At 56.7% G+C, this 20,990-nt stretch carries 15 protein-coding genes and 1 pseudogene; 13 read left to right on the forward strand and 3 right to left on the reverse strand.

Annotation, left to right across the window (positions count from 1 at the left end; genetic code table 11):
* Positions 1 to 8: 8 nt before the first annotated feature.
* The 5 genes from CSE6_RS20625 (at position 9) to CSE6_RS20645 (ending at position 13,176) form a co-directional block, all read left to right on the forward strand.
* The gene (locus CSE6_RS20625; protein ID WP_059441335.1) at positions 9 to 11,615 is read left to right on the forward strand and encodes a hemagglutinin repeat-containing protein; all 11,607 of its coding nucleotides are present in this window, start codon (positions 9 to 11) and stop codon (positions 11,613 to 11,615) included.
* Positions 11,616 to 11,620: 5 nt separating this feature from the next.
* Entirely contained in the window at positions 11,621 to 11,911 is a 291-nt protein-coding gene (locus CSE6_RS20630) for a hypothetical protein (protein ID WP_152668610.1), read from the forward strand.
* Positions 11,912 to 12,051: 140 nt separating this feature from the next.
* On the forward strand, positions 12,052 to 12,531 hold the full coding sequence (locus CSE6_RS26530) for a hemagglutinin repeat-containing protein (RefSeq protein ID WP_059441336.1): 480 nt from the start codon (positions 12,052 to 12,054) through the stop codon (positions 12,529 to 12,531).
* Positions 12,521 to 12,808: a barstar family protein gene (locus tag CSE6_RS20640; protein WP_059441337.1), complete on the forward strand. Its 288-nt coding sequence runs from the start codon at positions 12,521 to 12,523 to the stop codon at positions 12,806 to 12,808. Before CSE6_RS26530 ends, CSE6_RS20640 begins: the two co-directional genes overlap by 11 nt.
* An 11-nt stretch (positions 12,809 to 12,819) precedes the next feature.
* The gene (locus tag CSE6_RS20645; RefSeq protein WP_059441338.1) at positions 12,820 to 13,176 is read left to right on the forward strand and encodes an immunity 8 family protein; all 357 of its coding nucleotides are present in this window, start codon (positions 12,820 to 12,822) and stop codon (positions 13,174 to 13,176) included.
* Positions 13,177 to 13,238: 62 nt separating this feature from the next.
* Here the strand turns inward: CSE6_RS20645 and CSE6_RS26195 are convergent, their stop codons facing one another.
* Positions 13,239 to 13,565 (reverse strand): hypothetical protein, encoded by a 327-nt coding sequence (locus tag CSE6_RS26195; RefSeq protein ID WP_193751152.1) that lies wholly within the window; start codon positions 13,563 to 13,565, stop codon positions 13,239 to 13,241.
* Positions 13,566 to 13,708: 143 nt separating this feature from the next.
* Between CSE6_RS26195 and CSE6_RS20655 the strand changes: the two genes are divergently transcribed.
* A complete protein-coding gene (locus CSE6_RS20655) occupies positions 13,709 to 14,272 on the forward strand; it encodes a hypothetical protein (RefSeq protein ID WP_152668611.1) in 564 nt (187 codons plus the stop codon).
* 58 nt (positions 14,273 to 14,330) lie between these two features.
* Here CSE6_RS20655 and CSE6_RS20660 read toward each other — a convergent pair.
* Positions 14,331 to 14,582, reverse strand: a pseudogene (locus tag CSE6_RS20660) (hypothetical protein); the annotation flags it as partial.
* A 194-nt stretch (positions 14,583 to 14,776) separates the two neighbouring features.
* Here CSE6_RS20660 and CSE6_RS20665 point away from each other — a divergent pair.
* From CSE6_RS20665 to CSE6_RS26535, 5 genes are all read left to right on the forward strand, one after another.
* Positions 14,777 to 15,247 carry a DUF6650 family protein gene (locus tag CSE6_RS20665; RefSeq protein ID WP_152668612.1) on the forward strand — a complete coding sequence of 157 codons (471 nt, stop codon included), beginning with the start codon at positions 14,777 to 14,779 and terminating at the stop codon, positions 15,245 to 15,247.
* A gap of 67 nt (positions 15,248 to 15,314) precedes the next feature.
* On the forward strand, positions 15,315 to 16,040 hold the full coding sequence (locus CSE6_RS20670; RefSeq protein WP_059441340.1) for a hypothetical protein: 726 nt from the start codon (positions 15,315 to 15,317) through the stop codon (positions 16,038 to 16,040).
* A gap of 191 nt (positions 16,041 to 16,231) precedes the next feature.
* A complete protein-coding gene (locus CSE6_RS20675; protein WP_059441341.1) occupies positions 16,232 to 16,678 on the forward strand; it encodes a hypothetical protein in 447 nt (148 codons plus the stop codon).
* A 54-nt stretch (positions 16,679 to 16,732) separates the two neighbouring features.
* Positions 16,733 to 17,251 (forward strand): hypothetical protein, encoded by a 519-nt coding sequence (locus tag CSE6_RS20680; protein WP_059441342.1) that lies wholly within the window; start codon positions 16,733 to 16,735, stop codon positions 17,249 to 17,251.
* A 145-nt stretch (positions 17,252 to 17,396) separates the two neighbouring features.
* On the forward strand, positions 17,397 to 17,699 hold the full coding sequence (locus CSE6_RS26535; protein ID WP_059441343.1) for a hypothetical protein: 303 nt from the start codon (positions 17,397 to 17,399) through the stop codon (positions 17,697 to 17,699).
* On the opposite strand, the gene CSE6_RS20690 is transcribed toward CSE6_RS26535, so the two are convergent.
* Positions 17,693 to 17,947, reverse strand: a complete 255-nt coding sequence (locus tag CSE6_RS20690; protein ID WP_059441344.1) for a hypothetical protein — start codon at positions 17,945 to 17,947, stop codon at positions 17,693 to 17,695. The two genes, CSE6_RS26535 and CSE6_RS20690, sit on opposite strands and share 7 nt — an antisense overlap.
* Positions 17,948 to 18,685: 738 nt before the next feature.
* On the opposite strand from CSE6_RS20690, the gene CSE6_RS20695 reads away from it, so the two are divergent.
* Both CSE6_RS20695 and CSE6_RS20700 read left to right on the forward strand, forming a co-directional pair.
* A complete protein-coding gene (locus tag CSE6_RS20695; protein ID WP_054075758.1) occupies positions 18,686 to 19,960 on the forward strand; it encodes an aromatic ring-hydroxylating dioxygenase subunit alpha in 1,275 nt (424 codons plus the stop codon).
* Between the two features lie 41 nt (positions 19,961 to 20,001).
* On the forward strand, positions 20,002 to 20,988 hold the full coding sequence (locus tag CSE6_RS20700; RefSeq protein WP_059441345.1) for a tripartite tricarboxylate transporter substrate binding protein: 987 nt from the start codon (positions 20,002 to 20,004) through the stop codon (positions 20,986 to 20,988).
* Positions 20,989 to 20,990: the final 2 nt, after the last annotated feature.

A 20,990-nucleotide genomic window follows, 5' to 3' on the forward strand; every position in this document is an offset into this window, starting at 1 on the left:
GCGTCGTCATGAACAAGAATCTTCATCGCGTTATCTTCAACCAAGCGCGTGGCATCCGGATGGTGGTGCAGGAAACAGCTTCCAGCGAAGGCAAGGCCAGCAATGGCAGCACACAGACAGGGGTTGCCGGCTCAGGTGCCTCGTCGGCGGGCAGCTTGCGCACTGCCAGATCCTTCCTCAGCGATTTCCCGTTCTCTGCTGCAGCCAGAACAGCAGGCATGCTGGCCCTGGCTCTGGGGGCTCCTGCCGGTTTTGCGCAAATCATTGCCGATCCCTCGGCCCCCAACCGTCAGCGCCCCACGGTTCTGGAATCAGCCAACGGCACGCCCACGGTCAACATCCAGACCCCTTCCGCGGCTGGCGTGAGCCGCAACACCTATCAGCAGTTCGACATCGGGCAAAAAGGCGCCATCCTCAACAACAGCCGCAGCAATGTGCAAACCCAGATTGGTGGCTGGGTGCAAGGCAATCCATGGCTTGCCAATGGCGGCGCCAGAGTCATCGTCAACGAAGTCAATTCAGCGGCCCAATCCCGCCTGATGGGACCGCTGGAAGTGGCAGGCCGGCGGGCCGACGTCATCATCGCCAACCCTTCGGGTCTGGTGGTCGATGGCCTGTCCTTCATCAATGCTGCAGGCGTGACCCTGACGACGGGCAGACTGCTCTACGGAGCCAATGGAGCGGTTGACGGCTTGAATGTGCAAGGCGGTCTCATCAGCATCCAGGGCAATGGGCTTGATGCCACCAAGGCAGATTACGCCAACATCCTTGCAAGAGCCATCTCGCTGAACGCCGGGCTGTGGGCTCAAGACCTCAAGGTCGTCACAGGCGTCAACCAGATTGCCGCCGATGGCAATGTCCAGCAAAGCAAGCCCAGTGCGACAGGTGCAGAGCCTACGAAACCCCAGTTCGCCCTGGACGTCGCTCAATTGGGCGGCATGTATGCGGGCAAGATCTTTATCGTAGGCACCGAGTCTGGCTTGGGTGTTCGAAACTCCGGCCTGCTCCAAGCTGGTAGTGGCAGTCTCACCTTGAACAGTGAAGGCTGGCTCAACAACAGCGGCTCTATTCAATCCACCAGCTCCGATGTTGTCGTGAACACGCGTGGCGCGATAGAGCAAAGCGGTGCCATCTATGGGGGCGGCAATGTCCAATTGAGTTCGCAGGCGAGCCAGGCACACAGCGGCACAGTGGCTGCATTAGGTGATGTCTCCATTCAGGCTGCAGGGACTGGAGCGCAGATTCAGGCCCGAGATGCAACAGTCTGGGCGGCTGGCTTGCAAACGGATGGCCGGTTGCTCGGGGATAGAAATCTGAGCGTGCATGCAGATGCACAGCTGCAGACCTCAGGCCAGGCGCTGGCCACCCGCAATGTGCAGATGCGAGCTGCAAGCCTTGACCTGTCTTCGTCTCGCCAGCAGGCCAAAACCTTGCAACTGCATGCCACAACAGGTGACTTGCAAGCCCAAGGCAGTCAGTTGCTGGCAACCGAGACAATGACTCTGCAAACGGGCCGGACACTCACGACAGATGGCGCGCGAGTGCAGGCATCCAGTCTCGGCATCCATGCCAACGCTCTGAACAATGTCGGTGGACAGATCATCCAAAGCGGCAGCAGTGACCAGACAATCGCTTTGCAAGAGGATCTGGACAACAGAGCTGGCCTGATTCAAACAGCAGCCGGTAACCTGAACATTGCGGGCCGGAACATCGATAACACGGCAGGCCAGCTGCTGCATGCCGGTGGCGGAAGCTTCAACCTGAGCAGCCAAGGCCAGCTCCTCAATGACTCCCGAAGCGGCAATCAAACGGCTGTCACCGATGGCGCGCGCATTGTGAGCAATGGCTCCCTGTTTGTGCAAGCCCAGGCCTTGAGCAACAGCGGCAGCGTCCATGCGGCGCAGGCACTTGAGACACATGCCTCGACCCTGAACAACAGCGGAGTCATGTATTCGGCAGGCAGCCAGGCACTGACAGTTGATGGCGGCATGAGCAGCAGCGCAACGATTGCTGCAGCCCGGAACCTGACTGTGAAAGCAGGCAGCTTCAATGGCGCAGCCACCCATGTACTGGCTGCGGGCATGGCCGCTGATGGCAAGCTTGCCGGAGCTGGTGTCCTGACCGCAACTGCATCCGCACATTTGCAGAGCGCCGGGCAAATTCTGGCAGCAGGCAACGTCAGTCTTGATGCCGCAAGCCTGGACCTCAGGCAGAGCAGCGCGGCAAGCACAGCAGGCAATATGAGCCTGACGGCTCAAAGCGGCGACATCCAGACGGGCGGCGCCCGCATCAGCAGCGCAGGTCTTTTGGCCATCCGAGCCGACGGATCGAGCAGCCAGCGCCTGGACAACACCCTCGGACAGATCAGCGCAACGCAGCTCAGCATCAAGGCGGGCAAGCTCGACAACACAGATGGATTGATCTCTGCGGTCGACCAACTCGACATTACCAGTGCTCGATTGATCAATGGCGCCACCCCTGCGGCAAGCACAGCCAAAGGCATTCAAAGCCAGACGGGCGATGTTCATCTGAACGTTCAGCAACTCGATAACAGCGGGAGCATCCAGGCCGCCAAGAACCTGATTGCGGCAACTTCAAGTCTGAGCAATAGCGGCACCCTCTACGCAGGACGCGCGCAGACGCTGAATGCGAGCGGTGCAATCACGAGCAGCGGGACGATTGCCGCTGCCCAGGACCTGAACGTGACAGCTGCCTCGTTTGCAGGCGCCGGCAGCAATGTGCTGGCTGCAGGCATGGCTGCGGACGGAAAACTCGTCAATCCAGGGACTTTGAATGTCACCACTTCGGCTGGATTGCAGACAGCCGGCCAGGCATTGGCTGCAAACAATGTCAACCTCGGCGGCGCCAGCCTGGATCTGGGAAGTGCAACGGCAGGCAGTGCCAATGCAGATGTGAATCTGAGTGCCGCCCAGGGCAGCATTGTCACGGCGGGCTCACAAATCAGCACGCCAGGCAAGCTGTCCATTACCGCCAACACGGTTGCAGGCCAAACGCTGGACAACACCGCAGGCCGCCTGGCTGGCCAGCAATTGCAAATTCAGGTTGGGCAGTTAAACAACCATCAAGGAAGCATTGAGCAGTCCGGGGGCGCTGATCTGGACATCAATCTGAGGGGCGGCGCACTGAACAACAACGCCGGGCGCATCGTTGTCAATGCGGCAAATCTCAAGCTTCAATCCGGTGCGCTGGACAATACAGATGGACTGATCAGCCATGCCGGCTCAGGGCACGGAGCACTGCAGGCATCCAGCCTTGACAACACCCGTGGGCAGATCCTTGGCAACGGAACCTTGTCTTTGGCCAGCAGCGGCAATGTCAGCAACAGCGATGGACTGATCTCCTCCAATGGCGACCTGCAACTGACAAGCGCAGACCTGGGCAACACCCGTACAGGCACTTCAGGAAGCGCCACAGGCATTCAGAGCCAAGGCGGCAGCCTCACGGTCAATGCCCAAGCCATCACCAACAGCAGCAACCTCTATGCTGCCAAGGATCTCAGAACCACGGCCACCAGCTTGGACAACAGCGCAACGCTGTACGCAGCTGGTGAGCAGACCTTGGATGTGGCCGGCGCGGTTGGCAATCAAGGCACCATTGCCGCGTCCAAGAATCTGTCGCTCACTGCAGACAGCTTTGCCGGCGGTGCTGGCAATGTTCTGGCGGCCGGCATGGCTGCCAATGGACAACTGAGTGGCAGCGGCGCCTTGACGGCAGTGACATCCGGCAGCCTGCAAACCAATGGGCAGGCACTGGCGACAGGCTCATTGAGCCTGAAAGCCGCCAGCCTCGATCTTCAAGGCAGTACCACTGGAAGCACCGGTGCAGACGTGACCCTGAGCGCGACGACGGGAGATATTCAAGCTGCTCAGGCCAGGATCAGCACACCCGGATTGCTGAGTATCTCCACCACCGCCGGGCAAAAACTCGACAGCTCCAAGGCGCAGCTCAGTGGTGGGCAGCTCAGCATCGATGTCGGCGAGATCAACAATACCGAAGGCGTCATCCAGCAGACGGATACGGCTTCCGCAGCCGCCAACCCCGTTGCAGGCATTCGCAGTGCTGGCGCTATCAACAATAGTGCGGGGCGCATCGTTGCCAATGCGCAGGACTTCGCTGTGATCTCCGGTGGGGTGCTTGACAACACGGATGGGATGATCGGTCATGCTGGCTCCGGCCAGCTTCGCGTGGATACCGCTGGACTCCACAACACACGCGGAAAAATCATCGGCAACGGGGCAACCACGCTCACCAGCTCTGCGGATGTCGACAACACCAGCGGCATGGTCGCAGGGCAGCAGAGCGTGACGGCAACAGCCACGGCTTGGGACAACAGCCAGGGCACATTGGTTGCAGTTCAGGGCGACCTCAATCTTCACACCACAACGAATGCCGTCAAGAACGCTGCAGGCCTGATCCAGGCAGACAACGAAATTCGGCTCACACTGGACGGCGCGGGCAATCAACTGCACAACGGCCAAGGCAAGATCGTGTCGGGACGAGACGCCATCCTGTCAACCGGCCAGATGGACAACGATGCAGGCCTGGTGGCCGCAGGTCGCAATCTCGGCATTGACACCCACCAGCAATCTCTGAGCAACCAGGCAAGCCGCAGCAGCGCAGGTTCTCTGGGCCTGGTCGCCGGCGCACAACTGGACATTAATAGTGGCACATTGAACAACCAAGGGGGGCTGATCAGTGCCCAGACCGACCTGAACATCACGAGCAGCGGCGCGATCAACAGCACCGGGAAGAATGCTCAGGCTGCACAGATATACAGCGGTGCACAGCTCAACCTGCAATCAACAGGTATCGACAACTCGGGCAGCCAGATTCTTGCGGTGCAAGGAGCAGGTATCAACGTCGGTAGCGGCACTCTGACCAATCAGGCAGGGCTGGTCCGGGTAGGGCAGGCATTGACGATTCAGGCCGCAAATATCGATAACAGGAACACCCTGGCTTTGAACGGCGATGGGAGCGCACAAGCGCTGGGCCTGGAAGCCAGCACGATTTCCGTGACTGCTGCCAAGCTGGACAACGGCCAAGGGGCTGTGCGTGCAGGCCAGGACTTGACGATTCTGAGCGATGGCCAACTGATCAATGATCGGGGCGAGCTCAGCGCCGGCAAGCAACTGAAGATTGCCGCCGACCAGGCCGCCACTCCCACACTGAACATCAGCAACAACGCGGGTCAAATCGTTGCCGATCACAAGGTGGACCTTCGCACAGGCAGCCTGAACGGCGCAGGAGAGATTGCCTCGCGCGGTGACGTAAGCCTGAATTTGCAAGGCGACCATACCCTGGCGGGCACCTTGCAGGCTGGTGGCAACTTGCAGCTGCAAACCACGGGCACATTGACAAACCCGGTCACTGTCCAAGCCGGAAAGAACCTGACTGTCAACGCCAGCAACCTGGACAACCAGGCCATGGGCGAGCTGCTGAGTGGGCAAACAACCCAGCTCACGATCTCCGACACCTTGACCAATCGCGGGCTGATCGACGGTGCCGACACCCGCATTCAGGCTGGCAATGTCAACAACGTTGGCACCGGGCGCATTTATGGTGACCGGGTAGCGATTGCAGCCAGCGCGCTGACCAACCAGGAAGAAACCGTTGCAGGCATCACCCAGGCTGCAACGATTGCCGCGCGAGAGCGGATCGACCTGGGCGTTCAAAACATCACCAACCGGGAAAATGCACTGATTTATAGCGCAGGAGATATCTTCACTGGTGGGGCGCTCGATTCAAATTGGCATGCCACAGGCGCAGGGCAGACGCTCAACAACAACAGCGCCACGCTAGAGGCTGCCGCCAGCATGGTGCTGGGGCATGACCAGGTTCGCAATACCAATGAGCATCTGCAGTGGACATTAGTCGACGGCCAGCCTCAAAAGATTGTTGAATTTCAAGCACCCAATGGTCAGCGCTACAAGGGCAGCGACGTTTTGCTGATCTCCAACGGCAATGTTCGAGGCGCCGGGTTGAAGGACATTAGTTTCGTGGTCAGCGGCAATGACTGGCGTTGCAGCATGGGCGGAGAAACCTGCTCATTCACTACCGGTGAAACCACAGCCTTCGATCAGTATTACAAAGGCCTGCTCCTGCCTTCTGAGCGATATCCGTTCGAGAAATATGCGCCTTACTACAACCCCAGCTATGTCGATGACAACGGCCAGCGGGTCCAGGGCTATATGCAATACAGCGGCGACCGAATCATTGGATTCATGAACGTCGCGCCTCAGATCATCAACGGCGCACACTACGCGGCCGATCACCGAATCTGGAGCGACTTTGGCGTGCAGCCCTATACCGGGCCTGCGCCTGTTTTAAGCAGCACCAATCCCTGCGCCACTCTGGCACGCTGCACAGTGGGCTATCACACCATCGACAGCTCGGATAGCGGGAGCCGGTATGTCCAGGTCACCCAGGCTCACGTAGATGAATACAAGGCCTACAAACCGCTGCTGGACGCGCGCAATGCAGCGGATGCAGCCTTGGACGCGCAGCTGGATGCCTTCTACCAGGATATTCGCAATCGCTGGATTGGGGATTTTGTCTTCTACGACTACAGCAGCACCGAGCAAAGTGCGCAAGTGACGCAATCTGCCCCCGGAAAAATCCTGGCAGGCGGCAATCTGCAATGGAATGGATCGAATCCATCCAGCAAGCTCCTGAATCAGGACAGCACCATTCTGGCGGGTGGATCGATCAACGCGACGGGCGGCTCACTCGACAACCGAGCTACGACCGTGGATGTCAAATCCGTTGACCAAGGCTATGTCTACAGCACATGGAAGGGCCGCTCCAGCACTCCAAACCGCAAGTACAGCGGCTCGGTCTATGCACCTGCAGGCGCAATCAAGACACAGACACTGGCCTCCTACACATATACGGAGCACGCTGCGAACCCCTCGACCGGCGCAGCGCCTGGAGCCAGCGCCATTTCTGCGGTGCAGGCACAGGCATCTGCTGCGGTCGCCGTGGATGCCATCCATCATTCCGTGGCTCCTGGAGCCGTTCAGGGAACGCAGGCCGCCGGTGCAGCCACTGCAACGCAGACCCAGGGGCAGATCACAAGCAATGCCGTAGCGGGTGTGGCGGCGCAAGAAAGCAGCGCTCAAGCGCAGGCCTCTGCCAAGGTTGGTGCAGCCGCGACCCCCGAGAGTGCGGCGACGGATGCATCCAATGCCAAATCAGCGTCCTCTCAATTCAATATTCGCACCACCCCGCCCAACACCCGGATACCTGGGACCTCCCTGTATCGCCAGCGCCCTGAAGCAGGCGCGCTATACCTGGTCGAGACAGACCCCAGGTTCACGCAATATAAAAACTGGCTGTCTTCGGACTACATGCTCCAGGCTCTGCAAATGGACCCCGGCACCGTACAAAAGCGACTGGGCGACGGGTTCTATGAGCAGCAACTGGTGCAGCAGCAAATCGGGCAGCTCACGGGCCGCCGATTCCTGGGCAACTACACCAGCAATGACGAGCAATACAAGGACTTGCTGCAAAACGGCGCAACCTTCGCCCAGGCGCAAGGCTTGCGCCCAGGTATCGAGCTCAGTGCGGCACAGGTGGCGCAACTGACCAGCGACATCGTCTGGCTGGTCACCAAGGAAGTGACGCTACCCGATGGCTCCAGGCAAAGCGTTCTGGTTCCGCAAGTGTATGTAAGGGTCAAGCCCGGCGACCTGGACGGCACAGGCACCTTGCTGGCAGGCTCGGATGTGAACCTGAACCTTTCTGGAAATGTCGTCAACAGCGGCAGCATTGCGGGCCGCAACACCTTGAGCATCACGGCCGAGAACATCCAGAATCTGGGCGGCCAGATGTCTGGCAACGACGTCAAGCTTGCAGCTCGGCAGGATTTTGACAACCTCGCAGGCATGATCAAGGGCGTGGACTCGGCCGCAGTGTCCGCAGGGCGTGACCTGAACCTCACAACCACCACGCAAAGCAGCGAAAACCAGGCAGGCGGCAATCGCTTTACCCAGACAGGGATCGATCGCGTCGCGGGCATCTATGTATCCGGGCCGGCCGGCGTGCTGGTCGCCAGTGCGGGCAACAACCTCAATCTCACGGCGGCGCAGATACAGAATGCGGGCACCGGCGCCACCGTGCTCACCGCTGGCAACAAGCTGAACCTCAACACGGTTGCGGTCGGCAGCAGCCAGGATATCAACTGGGACAGCAAGAACTACTTGCGCCAGTCGAGCACGCTGGATGTGGGCACCCAGATCACCGGCGCTGGCCGCGTGAACCTCAGCGCAGGTCAGGATATCAATGCCAGGGCAGCCACCATCGATGCAGGCAAGGCATTGAGCCTGTCTGCCGGCAACGACATCCAGATCAGTGCAGGCCAGGCAAGCCAGAGTCTGGACGAGGCGCATCAGCACACCTCCAGAGGCTTCCTCTCAAGCAAGACCGTCACCACGCGGGAGCAACTGCACAGCACCACGGCAGTTGGAAGCAATCTGGGGGGCGATACGGTCTCTATCAACGCCGGCCGCGATATCGCGGTTGCCGGCAGCAATGTTGTCTCAGACGCCGGAACCAGCTTGCTGGCGGGCCGAGACGTCACCATCGCCGCAGCCCAGGAAACCTCCAGCGAACAGCACTACCGCAAGGAAACCAAGAGCGGCATCTTTGGCGGCGGCGGAGGCATCGGCTTCACCATCGGCAGCCGTATGCAAAGTGCCGATCAGACGGGCACCCGCACCACGGCCGCTGCATCTACGATTGGCAGCGTGGGCGGCGATGTCAACATCGTTGCGGGCAATGCTTACAAGCAAGTCGGCAGCGATGTCATGGCCCCGGGCGGTGATGTCAACGTCGTGGCCAAAGAGGTTCAGATCGTCGAGGCCCGCGAAACCGGCAACTCCGCCACCGAGCAACGCTTCAAGCAAAGCGGCTTGAGCGTCAGCATCGGCAGCCCCGTCATCAGCGCCATACAGACAGCCGACAACATGGCGGATGCCGCCCGCAACACCAGCAGCGGCCGCATGCAGGCCCTGGCTGCAGCGGCGACGGCGTTGAACGTCAAGAACTCTGCGGGCGAGCTTCAGGGCGCTGCCCAGGCGCTGGCTGGCGGCGACCCCACCAAGGCAGCCTCCATCTCCATCAGCCTGGGCTCCAGCAAAAGCCAGAGCAACACGGCACAGACCAGCGACAGAGCACGTGGCAGCACCGTCAAAGCCGGTGGCAATGTCAACATCCTTGCCCAGGGGGCGGGGGCGGACAGCTCCATCCTGGTTCGCGGCTCGGATATCACTGCCGGCCAGGACGCCACCTTGGCCGCAGAAGGCGATATCCGTCTGCAGGCGGCTCAGAGTACGGCCAGCCTCAGTGGCCGCAGCAGCTCAAGCTCCGGCAGCATCGGCGTGAGCGTGGGAGCGCAAACCGGCATTACCGTCAGTGCCAGCAAAGGCCGTGGCAATCAGGCCGGCGACGACCTCACCCACACCAACACCCACATAGCGGCAGGCAACAGCGTCACTCTCCAGTCCGGCGGCGACACCCACCTCAAGGGGGCCGTGGTCAGCGGCAAGCAGGTGGTGGCCGAAGTGGGGGGCGATCTCAATATCGAAAGCCTGCAGGACAGCAGCAACTACGCCAGCCGCAACCAGTCGGCCGGTGGCAGCCTCACCATCAGCCCCGCAGGCGTGCCCATCGGCGGTGGATTGAATGCCGGTCGGAGCAAGGTCAACAGCAACTACCAAAGCGTCACCGAGCAAAGCGGCATCCAGGCAGGGGACGGCGGCTTCCAGGTCAGCGTCAAGGGCGACACCGACCTCAAGGGCGCCGTCATCGCCAGCAACCAGACGGCGATAGATCAGGACAAGAACCGTTTCAGCACCGGCGGGGCACTCACAACCAGCGACCTGCACAACAGCGCCCACTATGACGGTCAGGCCGTGGGGGTCAATGCCAGCGTGGGCAACGATGCGGGCAAGTTCGGCGTCAAGGGCGTGGGAGCCGGCGTAGGCCAGGACAGCGGCAGTGCCCAAGGCACCACCACGGCAGGTATCTCGGGCATCGCCGGCGACCAGAGCGTGCGCACGGGCGACGCCACGGGCATCGAGCGGATATTTGATCAGAACAAGGTGCAGCGCGAGATCGATGCACAGGTGGCGATCACGGCGGAGTTTGGCAAGCAGGCCAGCAAGGCCGTGGGAGACTATGCCCAAGCGCAGACAGAAGAGGCTCGCCGACTGAGAGAACAGGCCAGAGCGGAAAGCGACCCACAGCGTCGTTCAGAACTGGAGACCCAGGCCAAGAAGTTGGAAGATGCCTGGGGAGACAATGGCAGCCTGCGCCTGGCTGCACACACGATGATCGGAGGGCTGACGGGCGGAGTCGGCGGAGCTGCGGGGGCTGCGGTTGGTACTCTCACGGCACCCGCAGTGGCGCAAGCACTCAATGAAGCGGGCATCACAGGGCCGCTGGCCGATGTGCTGACGGCAGCGGCCAGCACTGCGGCGGGAGCGGCGGCAGGCGGTGTCAGTGGTGCGGCGGCTGCGGGTAATGAGGTGGCTAATAACTATCTCAAGCATGCTGATGTACTGGCATTAGAGAAAAAGATCAAGGCATGCCACGATCAGACCTGCAAAGACGACGCCATTAAAGAGGCCTATCTCACCAGCGCGAAAAACGATCTTGAACTGCTCAACTGCAAAGCCACAAACAACTGCAATTCGCTCGAAGCCGAATACCGCAAGGGCTATACAGAAATTGCCAACTTACTCGATAGAGGCGTTAGCGCTAACGACGTAGAGAACATTCTGAAGTTAGAGAGCAATGCACAAGCTGCCATTCGCAATCAACTGCCTGAGCGTCAATGCAGCACGGCCGCATGTCAGGCCAATGCCCAATACCTTGTGGGCTTGGCAACAGGGCTGAGCAACATCACCCCTGCAGGAGCGGTAGTGGGACTTGGGCACGCAGCTTACCAACTGGTAGCATCCCTCGCTAACCGTGGTTTGGAAGATACCGCGTTGGTGATTGTCAAGGGCATAGCGGGTCTGCCTGAAAACATTGTCAGCGGTCTCTACAGCGAAGATCCGAAGGTACGAGGAGAGACGCTGGTCAATGCCTTGCTGATTGGGGGTGTCGCTACGACTCTAAGCGCGAAGCTTGGAATCAAGGTGCTCGACAATGCGGGGACAGGGCCTTTGCCTGGGTCTAGGACGGGACAGCGTGGAGGGGTGAATGTCTCAAGTGAGGTTCCTAGCCCTAAAATGGCTCGCGAAGAATTAATTTCGCGTCTACCTGTAGGAACCAAGATCACACCAGAACGAGTAGTCGATATACGCCAAGTTCCTGATGGGCGTGTTGTTTGGCTTGAAACGGGTAGTGATGCTGCGGGGTTACAGCATATCTACAAACGTCATGAGAGGGATTTCATCGGCAAGGGAATTCCACGAGAGGAAATTTCTACTGTTGTCATGAATGCTCTTGAACAGGGGAATATTGTCGGTAAAAATGGATCGGCTAGTGTCTATCGCATCATCTTCAATGGTGTTGAACAAAATATCGCAATTGGGGTTGGCTCGAATGGTTTTGTGATTCGAGCCAATCCTGTGAGTTCTTGGAAATAATAGCCATGATAAATTTAAGATTGGTTAATGAATACTTATCCCCTCCATTATTTTGTCCTGACTTGGAAAAAATGGGTCATATTGATATTGATGATTTGCCTATTTCTCGTGGTCTAAAAGATGAGTTATTTTTGTGGGATAAAGAATATCAAGCAACATTCAATGATGATTACCCTCCAGACTCTGGATTCTCTTCAATAGAGGATGAAGTTCGACATAAAAATGTGGGCGTGATGCTTGCAAAAAAAATGCAAAAGGAGCTTGAGGGTAGATATCTGATTGAATATCTCCCGTAGCAGACTCTCACGGCGCTGCTCACGGTAAGGTAGCCGGACGCGATGTCAACATCGTCACTGTTGAAGAAACATCCTGCGAACAGCACATCCGCAAGAGCGCCGAGAGTGGCTTTCTCAGCGGCAAGCAGGTCATCACCGATGTGGGTGGCAATCTCGGTATCGAAAGCCTGCAGGACAGCAGCAGCTACGCCAGCCGCAACCAGTCGGTCGGCGGCAGCCTCACCATCAGCCCCGCAGGCGTGCCCATTGGCGGCGGATTGAATGCCGGCCAGAGCAAGGTCAACAGCAATTACCAAAGCGTTACCGAGCAAAGCGGCATACAGGCGGGGGACGGCGGCTTCCAGGTCAGCGTCAAGGGCGACACCGACCTCAAGGGGGCCGTGGTCAGCGGCAAGCAGGTGGTGGCCGAAGTGGGTGGCAATCTCAATATCGAAAGCCTGCAGGACAGCAGCAACTACGCCAGCCGCAACCAGTCGGCCGGTGGCAGCCTCACCATCAGCCCCGTGGGCGTGCCCATCGGCGGCGGATTGAATGCCGGCCGGAGCAAGGTCAGTAACTACAGATCATTACAAAACAGAAAAATCAATTGGCGCATGGAAATAATAAACTATGATTATTAAAATTTTTGGAAAGAAAATTAATGACGAGCAAGATTTTCATGATCAGCTCGCCAAAGCATTAAAGGTTGAAGAGTTTTATGGTCGTAATCTTGATGCCCTTTGGGATTTGCTGAGTTCTAGTATCGATCGACCACTTCATCTGGTCTGGTTTGATTATCTTGAATCAAAATGCAAACTAGGGAAGAAGTTTGACGAAATAATATCGATACTAGATCGAGTAAAATCACAGGATGAAAAATTTTTATGGGATGAAAAATTCACATACAGCTTGAAATGAAATACCTGTAAATGAATAAATTAGATATTAAGGGAATAGATTTTGGATCAGAAAACCTTGAAATCTATACACCGGAGGTATCTGGAAATTTCTGTGTTTGGCTAAATCTGACAATTGGATTGGAAAACATTGATGGTGGCCATCTTTTTCAAGTTGGCATATGTACGACTTCGTGGCTTGAGCACCAGACCCTAGCTAAGGATTTTTATATCCCCAGGCACATGATAATTGTTAATGGTTTTGATTATAAACTGATAAAATCTACAATCGATGAAATAATTAGTAGCGCTGAGCGGCCAACCTGGGAGCAATCATTGCAAGTCCTCTGTAGATTTTTCTCATGGGAGTACGAAGATTACCAGTCTTAAATCGATTGGCACTGTCGCATAAAAAAGTTTCGTGCCAGGCCACTTTGACCACCAGAGGTGGGTCAGTTTTGAGTGGAAATCAACACACCTGAGTTAAGCCGCGCCGTGAAGCAGCGTCGGCTCGAACGAATTTTTAGACGGACATAGGCGTGAGAATGGGGCAGCAGACCGGCATTACTGTCAGTTCCAGCAAATGCCGTGGCAATCAAGCCGGTGACGATCTCATCCATACCAACACCCATATAGCCGCCCGCAACGCCCAGCTTGCACGGTGACGCCGTGCTTGCCGAGATCTCGCATATCAGCACCAGCGACTCGCAGCCTTTGCTGCAGACGGCGCGGGCGTGGTTAGAGACCTTGGTAGCCTGGTCCCCAAAAAAGCGAGACACCCCTCGTAGCCTGCTGCGCGGCCAGATTGCGGCGGATCGCAATCGGCTGAACAGCTGAGGCGCGATTGATCAGATAAGCTTCGTAGAAGTGACTGCTGACATGGGTTTTTGATATATTTCCTCTAGTCTTATAAAGGAGGGATATGAAAATTATCAAAATATCAGCGTATCTGTTCGCTGCACTGTCAATTTCTACATCAGCAGCAGGTGTATATGCACAGGATATGGCAGCGCCACCAGTTAAGGCACAAACAAAAGCTATATTGGCTGTAGTCAAGCATTACAGCGCAGCAATTGCCTGTTCAGATGTAGCGCCGGATGCTAATAGCATTGCAGCTATGATCCCCTACAAGTCATTCGACAATAGAGAGGATGCAAAATTTGCCGTTATTTGGCATGGAGATATCGGTTGTCTTGGAGGCTCTGGCACTAGTTCAGCAAGAATTGCTGTTGTAAAGGTGGGTGCAGGAGATAGTTTTTATGTCAGTCCTTCGGAATCTTCGCCGCAAGTTGACGAGGGACTCCCTCGCTATGTGGAGAAAGTCGTGGGGGCTACTGCAGATTCAATTACTGTAGATGTGCGCGATTACGGAGACAAGGATGCAAACTGCTGCCCAAGCCTTCGAAAGCGGTTAACTCTTAGGCAGTCTGCAAAGGGTAACTGGGCTGTGGTAAGCACAAAGCCGCTGCCGCCAGCCCAATATTGAATTGACGTCCCGACAGATTTATGGGTGTCGGGACGCTTTTTTGTTTGGCGCTCAAGCAGTAGCCTTCAACCAAAGGCATTTCAGTCCCATCGACCGCAACCATCACGCCCGTGGTGTTGGGGTCGATTTCAATTGGGACGCCCCAGAGTTCATCAGGCTTACCGAAGGAGTTGACGATGTTGAACTGCCGCAGCTCTTCGGGCGTCATCTTGATCAGCTTGGGGTAGGCGTTGTTGTGGGCCTTCCAGTGCCTCAGGAACGTGTGGCAAACGCGCTTATGGACTGTGTGGATCGGTGATTCATCGGTCATCGCGCGATTGTCTCAGAGGAGGGGGCTGCTCCGGTGCGTATGACTGGGAACGGCCAGGAGCGGACCTACACAAATGACGGCTCTGAGACAGTCAAGCCTCGGCTCTTGGGCGACTATGTCTGGAGCATGTTCAAATGCAAGGTAGAGAGACTTAATAATCGGACAACAACAAGTTGAACAACAAGGAGGCAACGTTGAACTTCAAAGAAATTCTCGCGCGAGTTACTGGCGTTAGTGTCCCGATCTTTGGTATTCAGTGGCAGCCAGTGACAGCTGAGGTTACGGTTGCTCGCGATGTATTGCGCACATTGGAGGACAAGCGTGTTCTCTATAACCCCTACGAGATGGAGGGCGCCCATCACTGCATCCGCTCGGTTGACGATATGCGAAACACACTTACTGGCGCTCTCCAGAAAGTCAACCCTCAGACTCATGTTGGAAAGCAATTCGCCAGGATCCGAAAAGCATGCCGTGAATTCTGCAACATAGTCGGTTCACCAGAATTTGACCGGGCAGCAATTCCAATCCAAAAGTCTCTCCTTTCACGTGAGCTCACCAAGCTCAGAAAGACCGCTGGCAGCGCAGTTGCAGCGATCGTCATCGCATATGGATTAGACGTAGAGGACGATCTAGCATCTATCATCCCCTTTAACAATGCCCCTTAACTTTTCTTTGCACAGGACTCGCATAGGTCGCCAATGAAATAAATCTTAAGCTAACACAGGAGACGAAGTGCGTATCATCGGCAATCAAGAGCTCGATATGGACGAGCCACTATGGCGGTATTTCAGAACAGAGAGATTCTTGGAGCTTCTGCAGTCCAGCCAACTTTATTTCGCGTCTGCACGACAGTTCGACGATCCGTTCGAAGGGGCTGTGGCTGTGCTTCCACCCGGATTCCCTGTTGATCCTCGTTATGCTGAAGTCGAGGATACTGAATGGGCTTTCGAAGAACTGCGCCGCCTTACGAAAGTTAGTTGCTGGCACCGTGCTAGCTACGAAAGCGATGCGATGTGGCAGCTGTATGCGGGTTCCCGCAAGGGAGTTGCCGTGCGCACGAGCACGGGCAGAATTTGTGCCGCTGCCCTGCCATTTCGTCTGAAGCCCGAATTTGGGCATGAAGATCTTTGGGCAGGAAACGTTAAATACGTCAACCTCCTAAAGGAACGTCTTCGTGTCAGCATGATGGATCGTTTTTGGTATAAACATATGGCGTTCGCATGGGAGCAAGAATTTCGTTTGGCTATTTCTGTGCGGATGGCAGAAGAGTTTGGAGTTAGCGTTCCTGAATATGGCGTCAAGGTGGAGTTCGATGTTCCACTGCTAATTGAACGTATTTACCTTGGTCCATCGCTTCCCGAGAATGACGCTGCGGCTATTCGGATCGCCGCGAAAGCACATGGCCTTGAAGACCGTATCAGAGTCTCAAGTATGCTGGGCACCCCGAAGTACACATAGTGCAAACCGATTTTGCTACCCAGCGGACAGCACAAAACAACCAATTTAGAAAGCGACTGGCGTCCGCTTCGTCGTTCTGCTCCACATAAGGGATGACCGTTTCGGGTCGACTTTGGCTAGCACACGCAGCTACAGTAAACCGGGAGATTTCAGTGAAAGCACCTTCGCTCGGCTACCAAGAAGACACTTCGATGTCCAAGTTCGAAATTGCTCGACTTCAAATCGAAGAGGCCATTACCTTGTTCATTAACAAGAAGTTTCTCTGCGCACTGACTCTAGCTGGAGCAGGAGAGGAAATTTCTTCACGCTTGATGAATTCACGTGGGCAGCGCTCTTCTATGGAGCAGTCTGCCAATACAGTCATCGCACTCAAAAAGTCCACAGGCCTCGCTGCATTAGAGGAAGTAACTGAAAGCTCGATGTTCAAGGGGTGGAATTCGGCTCGCAACGCTGCTAAGCACCACAACGACGGCGAGGATGAGACGGTGGTTCTTAACCTCTTCGATGAAGCCTACTGGATGATTCGACGAGCGTTGGCGAATACCAAGTCCTTAAGTCTCCAGATCAGCAATGAGGTTGATTTCGAAAACTGGGTCATCGTCAACATCAACATGGATGCGGACGAAGATGAAATCTAACCTTGCTTTCCAGAAGACACCCGGCGGCGCCGCTGACTGCGAACGCTAGGTTTCATGCAAGAAGTAATCACACGCCCAGAGCCGAACTACGAAGATCCAAAAGAGGTGTACGCTTTTTTTGGCCTTGCCTTCTACAAAGCAAACGTTCTTGAACATGGTGTCCTTAATCTCGCAGTGGCTCTTCTAGCGCAAGGAAACCTTGGCGTAGCCGTCGTCGACATCAATCAGCTATATGAGTCATTCGATACGAAGACTTTCGGCCACATACTGCGTGTCGCGAAAGAGCGATACAGCTTCAGTCTAGAGTTCTCGCGGGAGCTTGACCAAGCACTGGTACACCGCAATCACCTCGCCCATGGCTTCTTCAAGAAGCACGACATCAACCACATGAGTAAGTCCGGTCGGAAGGCAATGATTGATGAGTTGATCGATATTTGGATGCACTTATCCAAGGTAGACAGGATCGTGGATAAGTACTGGATGTCTGCTTGGGAAGAGCAAGGAATCACTAAAGAATGGATAGAGAAGCAGATGCAAGAATGCGTGAAGGCGGTTCGACCCAATGGTGGCTAACCCGTCCATCGAGAGGACGTTGAATGGTCGCTTTCCTGTAACGAGTTCAGCAATCTGGTTGTCTGCTACGGGTCGTTAGCGGACCTGTGCTCGGAAGTCAAAAGGGTGCAGGGTATCGCACAACGCTTGTCGGGCACGGCCCGAAGTGCACAAGCCCGACCTCAAGGGCGCCGTTATCGCCAGTAACCAGACGGCGCTGGAGCAGGACAAGAACCGTTTCAGCACCGGCGGGGCGCTCACCACCAGCGACCTGCACAACAGCGCCCACTATGACGGCCAGGCCGTGGGGGTCAATGCCAGCGTGGGCAACGATGCGGGCAAGTTCGGCGTCAAGGGCAGGGGCGGACAGCTCCATCCTGGTTCGCGGCTCGGATATCACTGCCGACCAGGCAGCCACCTTGGCTGCAGAAGGCGATATCCGTCTTTGCGTCTGGTGCTTGATCAGTAGCCTTCGACCAAAGACATTTCCGTCCCATCGATTGCAATCATCACGCCCGTGGTGTTGGGGTCGATTTCAATTGGGACTCCCCACAGCTCATCAGGCTTGCCGAAGGAGTTGACGATGTTGAACTGCCGCAGCTCTTCCGGCGGCATCTTGATTAGTTTGGGATAGGCATTGTTGTGGGCCTTCCAGTGCCGGAGGAACGTGTGGCAGACGCGCTTGTGGACTGTGTGGATCGGCGATTCATCGGTCATCGCGCGATTGACTCAGAGGAGGGTGCTGCTCCGGTGCGTATGACTGGGAACGGCCAGAAGCTGTCGTCCGATAAGTAGCCGTGAATGGCAGGTCTAGGCTGTCTGCAGTCGCCCAATTCAAAGATGCCGATGACTGCTAGTGTCCACAGCAGTCATTGGACTATCGCCAGTTTCGAGTGACCGCTCTGACCTGGGTCGAATTGGTGCCATTGACCCTAAGCAGAGTTTCGGATGCACGTTAACAACGACTGAAATGCAGCGATTGCAGCTGTCCGTAGCCGCTCGCGACCTGTCGGACACCGCTCCATAACGGCCATCCGAGCATTGACGCCGGCAACTGCTCTGCCGTCCGGCTGTTACTCACCCCAGCTCAAACTTCACGATGTCGTTGCGCTGCCCTGCACTTCATTGCTCAAGCTGACCAGGGTTTTGAGGAACTCTTCGACCAATCTGCACCGCTGTGTTGGCTGTTCGTCGCATGTGATCGACATAGGGCGGCCGTAGTTCCTTTAGCTCCTTACGCGCGACCATTTGACGCTAGGCAGGTTGGTGTACGTCACGTCTCACAATATTTCTCCCCACTCGTGAAGTCTCGTCGGTAGAGCTTCATTGTTTTCTTGGGTGTCCATAGGGCGGACAAGATCGATAAATTTGACACAGATCAGATAGTCCATAAAATGGACATCAGTCTCATCAGACGAACATGATTGAAATCAAACCACCTCACGGAGACAAGGCATGAACAAGGAAATGTCCGAGACGCTCACCCGCGTCGGCCCCAATACACGGATGGGAAATCTGCTGCGCCGCTACTGGGTGCCAGCATTGATGTCCAGCGAGATCGCCGAAGCGGACGGTCCGCAGGTGCGAGTCCAATTACTGGGCGAAAAGCTGCTGGCCTTTCGCAACACGGATGGCAAAGCTTGCTTGATCAGCGAGTTCTGCTCTCATCGCGGCGTCTCGCTGTACTTTGGTCGTAACGAGGAGAACGGCATTCGCTGCGCCTACCATGGCGTCAAGTTCGATGGCGATGGCCAGTGCGTGGACGTTCCTTCGTCGCCGCAATCCTGTGCCCGCATGCATATCAAGGGCTATCCATGCGTGGAGCGTGGCGGCATCGTTTGGACCTACATGGGGCCTGAGGAGCACAAGCCATCACCTCCGGAGCTGGAATGGTGCACCCTGCCGCCGGAGCATGTATTTGTATCCAAGCGTCTGCAATACAGCAACTGGCTGCAGGCCATGGAAGGCGGTATCGACACTGCCCATGTGTCGTATGTGCACCGCTTCGAGGTGGATACGGATCCCATGCACCAAGGTGTCAAGGCGCTGGATTACATCAAGGCCGACGGCAATGTGAAGTTTGAGATCGAGCAGACGCCATTCGGGCTGAGTCTGTTCGGCCGCCGCAATGGCGAGCCTGACTCCTATTACTGGCGCATCACGCAGTGGCTGTTTCCCTGGTTCACATTGATCGCTCCTTTTGGCCAGCATGCACTGGGTGGTCATGTGTGGGTGCCTATCGACGACCACAACTGCTGGGCCTGGAGCATCAACTGGCAGCCGGATCAGCCGCTTACCGAGGAAGAACGCACATCCATGGAGGAGGGCAAAGGCATACACGTGGAGTACGAAGCGCCCGGCAGTTTCATTCCCAAGGCGAATCGCAACAACGACTACGGCATGGATCGGGTGGCGCAGCGCGAAGAGCGCTCCTATAGCGGCATCTTTGGCTTCTCCGCGCAGGACTATTCGCTGCAGGAAAGCATGGGCCCCATCCAGGACCATGCCGCAGAGAGGCTGCTGCCTACGGACAAGGCAATTGTCATGGCTCGCCGCATGCTCAATGAAGCGGCCTTGGGCCTCGAGCAGGGCGAGACACCTCCCGCCCTTGACGCAAGCGAGCAGCACGTGCGCCCTGCAGGCGTGCTGCTGCCCCGCGACCAGGACCCTGTGGCCTGGGCCCGCGAGGAATTGGCGGATGCGACGAAGAAGCCAGTCTTTAGCCTCTGAACGAGAAACACCAAGACAAGAAATGACGGAGACAAAAAAACATGAAATTCCCTATGACACTCAAGGCCGCCCTGGTCGCAGGAGCCTGCGCGGCAACTGCGGCCTGGGGTCAGGCTGCCGCTGCGCCCGAATGGCGCCCCACTAAGCCAGTGCGCATCGTGGTGCCCATTACAGGCAGCACGAATGATGTGTTGGCGCGCCTGATTGCGCCCAAGCTGCAGGAGGCGCTGGGCCAGCCCTTCGTGGTTGAGAACAAGCCTGGTGCAGGCGGGAACATAGGCGCCTACGAAGTCAGCCGCTCCGTGCCGGATGGCCATACCTTGCTGATTGGCTACAACGGGCCTCTGGCCATCAATGTCACCCTGTTCGACAAGATGCCCTATGACCCACTCAAGGACCTGGCTCCCATCACGCTGGCGGTGAAGTCGCCCCAATACCTGGTGGTCAACCCCAAGGCCGAATTCAAGGACGTAAAGGACTTCATCGCCAAGGCCAAGGCGAACCCCAGCAAGTACTCCTATGGCTCGGTGGCCATGGGCAGCGCTTCGCACCTCACCATGGAGATGATGAAATCGGCGGCTGGTTTCCAGATGACCCATGTTCCTTACAAAGGGGCAGGGCCTGCGGTGACAGATCTGATCGCTGGCAATGTTCAAAGCGGTTTCTTTGTTCCGGGCAATGTGCAGGGCTTCGTCAAGGAAGGTCGGTTGAAGCTGTTGGCCTCCACGGGGGCTAAGCGTTTCCCCAGTACACCCACGATTCCCACACTGGCGGAATCTGGTCTCAAGGACTTTGAGGCCACGTCCTGGATCGGTCTATTGGCGCCTGCCGGAACACCGCCTGCCGTCATTAACACCTACCACCAAGCCATGGTGCGCATTCTCAACTCACCGGACGTACGCAAGCATCTGGATGAGATGGAGTTTGAGACCATTGCTAGCACTCCCAAGCAATTCAGTGACTGGATAGCAACCGAAATCGGGCGCTGGGGCAAGGTCATCAAGGCAACGAATGCAAAGGCGGATTGAAC

It is taken from the genome of Comamonas sp. E6, assembly GCF_001010305.1.
Taxonomy (GTDB): Bacteria; Pseudomonadota; Gammaproteobacteria; order Burkholderiales; family Burkholderiaceae_C; genus Comamonas; species Comamonas thiooxydans.

Bases quoted from the DNA above. Each gene is read 5' to 3' on its own strand.
- CSE6_RS20625 (WP_059441335.1), top strand. From the start codon at position 9: ATGAACAAGAATCTTCATCGCGTTATCTTCAACCAAGCGCGTGGCATC.
- CSE6_RS20630 (WP_152668610.1), top strand. From the start codon at position 11,621: ATGATAAATTTAAGATTGGTTAATGAATACTTATCCCCTCCATTATTT.
- CSE6_RS20640 (WP_059441337.1), top strand. From the start codon at position 12,521: ATGATTATTAAAATTTTTGGAAAGAAAATTAATGACGAGCAAGATTTT.
- CSE6_RS20645 (WP_059441338.1), top strand. From the start codon at position 12,820: ATGAATAAATTAGATATTAAGGGAATAGATTTTGGATCAGAAAACCTT.
- CSE6_RS20655 (WP_152668611.1), top strand. From the start codon at position 13,709: ATGAAAATTATCAAAATATCAGCGTATCTGTTCGCTGCACTGTCAATT.
- CSE6_RS20675 (WP_059441341.1), top strand. From the start codon at position 16,232: ATGTCCAAGTTCGAAATTGCTCGACTTCAAATCGAAGAGGCCATTACC.
- CSE6_RS20680 (WP_059441342.1), top strand. From the start codon at position 16,733: ATGCAAGAAGTAATCACACGCCCAGAGCCGAACTACGAAGATCCAAAA.
- CSE6_RS20690 (WP_059441344.1), bottom strand. From the start codon at position 17,947: ATGACCGATGAATCGCCGATCCACACAGTCCACAAGCGCGTCTGCCAC.
- CSE6_RS20695 (WP_054075758.1), top strand. From the start codon at position 18,686: ATGAACAAGGAAATGTCCGAGACGCTCACCCGCGTCGGCCCCAATACA.
- CSE6_RS20700 (WP_059441345.1), top strand. From the start codon at position 20,002: ATGAAATTCCCTATGACACTCAAGGCCGCCCTGGTCGCAGGAGCCTGC.